Source organism: Roseovarius salinarum, assembly GCF_002834145.1.
Taxonomy (GTDB): domain Bacteria; phylum Pseudomonadota; class Alphaproteobacteria; order Rhodobacterales; family Rhodobacteraceae; genus Roseovarius; species Roseovarius salinarum.
The window spans coordinates 1-216 of record NZ_PHNT01000030.1; the positions used below are offsets into that span (position 1 = coordinate 1).

The following is a 216-nucleotide window of genomic DNA, read 5'->3' on the forward strand; positions in this document are numbered from 1 at the left end:
TCCCGGGCGACGACATTCCGATCGTTGCCGGCTCGGCGCTTGCGGCGATGGAGGGCAACACGCCCGAGATCGGCGAGGAGAAGGTCAAGGAGCTGATGGCCGCGGTGGACGACTACATCCCGACGCCGGAGCGTCCGAAGGACCAGCCGTTCCTGATGCCGATCGAGGACGTTTTCTCGATCTCGGGCCGCGGCACGGTGGTGACGGGCCGTGTCG

Annotated in this window: 1 pseudogene; it reads left to right on the forward strand. The window is 67.6% G+C overall.

The features are described from left to right. Nucleotides 1–216 (forward strand): annotated as a pseudogene (gene tuf / locus CEF10_RS16270) (elongation factor Tu); the annotation flags it as partial.